A 3,043-nucleotide genomic window follows, 5' to 3' on the forward strand; every position below is an offset into this window, starting at 1 on the left:
CCGTCGGGTGAGGGCTGCACCGCGTAGCTGATGGCCATGCCCCACTGGCTGCCGTCACCCAACAAATCTGCAAACCGCGGTGTGTCCTGCGGGGTGGAGATGATCAGCACCTCGCGGATGCCGGCCAGCATCAGCGTGCTCAAGGGGTAGTAGATCATCGGCTTGTCATACACCGGCATGAGCTGTTTGGACACCGCCTGGGTGACCGGGTAGAGCCGGGTGCCGGAGCCGCCGGCGAGGATGATGCCTTTGCGACCAGTGGTCTGGTTTGTCATGTTGAAGCTCCCTGTGGTTTACAAAATTTCTGCCAGCATGCGATTGACCCCGTTCTGCCAGGGCGGCAGTGTCAGGCCAAAGGTGCGCTGCAATTTGTCGGTGGCCAGGCGTGAGTTGTGGGGGCGTTTGGTGGGTGTGGGGAAGGCGCTGGTGGGTACCGGATCGATCTGAGTTGCCTTTATTTTGATAGCTGGTTGTGCACGTTCTGCCTGGGCTAGAACGTGTTTTGCATAGTCAAACCAGGTGGTTTCGCCGCTGGCCACCAGATGGTAAATACCAGCCAAGGCAGCTGCGTCACCTCGGATGACCTGGCGGATGGCATGGGCGGTGATGTCGGCAATCAGATCGGCCCCGGTGGGCGCGCCAAACTGGTCGTTGATGACGGTGAGTTTGTCGCGCTCCTGGCCCAGGCGCAGCATGGTTTTGGCAAAGTTGCCGCCGCGGGCGGCGTAGACCCAGCTGGTGCGGAAGACCAGGTGGCGCGGGCAGTGCTGGGCGATCAGTGCCTCACCTTCAAGCTTGGTGGCACCGTACACGCTCAAGGGCCCGGTGGCATCGGTTTCCACCCAGGGCTCGTCGCCACTGCCGTCAAACACATAGTCGGTGCTGTAGTGCACCAGCCAGGCTCCGAGCTTGGCGGCCTCAGTGGCCAGCACCTCGGGGGCCAGGGCGTTGAGGGTGCGGGCCAGCTCGGTTTCACTTTCGGCCTTGTCGACGGCGGTGTGGGCGGCGGCGTTGACGATCACATCCGGGCGTACATCGCGCACGGTCTGCGCCAAGCCGATCAGGTTGCTCAAGTCACCGCAATGCTCGGTGCTGTGGCGGTCCAGCGCGATGACTTCACCCAAGGGGGCCAGGCTGCGCTGCAGCTCCCAGCCGACCTGGCCGTTTTTGCCAAGAAGAAGGATCTTCAATTTGGCTCCGCTCAGGCGTACTGCTTTTGTACCCATTCGCGGTAGGCACCACTTTGTACATGCGCCACCCAGTCGGGGTTGGCCAGGTACCACTGCACGGTCTTGCGGATGCCGGTCTCGAAGGTCTCGGCTGGCCTCCAGCCCAGTTCGCGTTCCAGTTTGCGGGCATCAATGGCGTAACGGCGGTCGTGGCCGGGGCGGTCGGTCACAAAAGTGATCTGGTCTTTGTACGATTTGCCGTCGGCGCGTGGACGCAATTCGTCGAGCAGGGCGCAGACGGTGTGCACGATTTCCAGGTTGGCTTTTTCGTTCCAGCCGCCCACGTTGTAAGTTTCACCCGGGCGGCCAGCCTCCAGCACGCGGCGGATGGCGCTGCAGTGGTCTTTGACGTAGAGCCAGTCGCGGATTTGCTGGCCGTCGCCATAGACCGGCAAGTTTTTGCCGGCCAGCGCATTGACGATCATCAGCGGGATGAGTTTTTCCGGGAAGTGGTAGGGACCGTAGTTGTTGCTGCAGTTGGTGGTGAGCACCGGCAGGCCGTAGGTGTGGTGCCAGGCGCGTACCAGGTGGTCGCTGGCGGCTTTGCTGGCGCTGTACGGGCTGTTGGGCTCGATGTGGTTCTGTTCGGTGAAGGCTGGGTCGCCCTTGGCCAGACTGCCGTAAACCTCGTCGGTGGAGACGTGCAGGAATCGGAAGGCTGCTTTTTCAGCAGCATCCAGCCCAGACCAATAGCCGCGTACCGCCTCCAGCAGGTTGAAGGTGCCGACAATGTTGGTCTGGATGAATTCACCCGGGCCGTGGATGGAGCGGTCGACATGGCTTTCGGCGGCAAAGTTGATGACGGCGCGGGGCTGGTGCTGGGCCAGCAGTCGGGCCAGCAGTTCGCGGTCGCCAATGTCACCTTGCACCAGGGTGTGACGTGCATCACCTTGCAGGCTTTGCAGCGTTTCCGGGTTGCCTGCGTAGGTGAGTTTGTCGAGGTTGATGACCGGCTCGTCGTGTTGCGCGAGCCAATCCAGGACAAAGTTTCCGCCAATAAAGCCCGCACCGCCAGTCACCAGAATCATGTTGCTTTCCCTGTGAGTTGAATCTGCCGTAAAGAGAGCAAGTTTAATGGCTTGAGGCGGTGCAGGCGGGCGCCTGCATAGGGGCAACTGAAGTCGACCCTACGCTTCCAGTTGTTCAGTGAGCTCCAGCCACTGCTCTTCCAGCGCCTGGATTTCTTCGTTGACCTGTTTGAGCCGTTTGCCCTGGTTGGCAAAGTCAGCCGGGGGAGGCGACTGGCACAGATGGGCTTCCAGCTGGGTGCCCTCGGCTTGCAGGGTGGCCATGCGCGTCTCCACCTCTTGCAGCTTGCGTTTCAGGCTGCCACTGGGCGCGGGTTTGGCCTTGACCTTGGCTGCCGCAGCGGTGGCTTCGGCCTGCGCCTTGCGTTCGGCCTTGGCTGCCGCGCTGCTGGCCTCACGGATGGCTTCACGCTGGCGTTTGGCTTCATCGAGCAGGTAACGCTGGTAGTCGTCCAGGTCGCCGTCAAACGGGTCAACCCCGCCGCGTGAGACCATCCAGAATTCGTCACACACCGAGCGCAACAGCGCCCGGTCGTGGCTGACCAGCATGACCGTGCCTTCAAATTCGTTCAACGCCATGGCCAGCGCTTCGCGGGTGGCCAGGTCCAGGTGGTTGGTCGGCTCATCAAGCAGCAGCAGATTCGGGCGCTGCCAGACGATCATGCACAGCACCAGGCGGGCCTTTTCGCCGCCGCTCATGCTGCCCACGGCCTGTTTGACCATGTCGCCGCTGAAGTTGAAGGTGCCCAGGAAGCTGCGCAGGTCCTGCTCGCGGGTCTGCTGGCC

General features: G+C 62.2%; 4 protein-coding genes. All 4 read right to left on the reverse strand.

From position 1 onward, the window contains the following. A partial coding sequence (locus tag PHW99_RS18560) for a sugar phosphate nucleotidyltransferase (protein WP_300181273.1) occupies positions 1-275 on the reverse strand: 275 nt, incomplete at its 3' end. Between the two features lie 18 nt (positions 276-293). After that, positions 294-1,190, reverse strand: a complete 897-nt coding sequence (gene rfbD / locus PHW99_RS18565) for a dTDP-4-dehydrorhamnose reductase (protein WP_300181276.1) — start codon at positions 1,188-1,190, stop codon at positions 294-296. Between the two features lie 11 nt (positions 1,191-1,201). Continuing rightward, positions 1,202-2,257: a dTDP-glucose 4,6-dehydratase gene (gene rfbB / locus PHW99_RS18570; protein ID WP_300181279.1), complete on the reverse strand. Its 1,056-nt coding sequence runs from the start codon at positions 2,255-2,257 to the stop codon at positions 1,202-1,204. Positions 2,258-2,356: 99 nt separating this feature from the next. Beyond that, positions 2,357-3,043 (reverse strand): ATP-binding cassette domain-containing protein (locus PHW99_RS18575; RefSeq protein WP_300181282.1); only part of this gene is annotated, 687 nt, incomplete at its 5' end.

It is taken from the genome of Rhodoferax sp., from assembly GCF_028689305.1.
In the GTDB taxonomy this organism is placed as follows: domain Bacteria; phylum Pseudomonadota; class Gammaproteobacteria; order Burkholderiales; family Burkholderiaceae_C; genus Rhodoferax.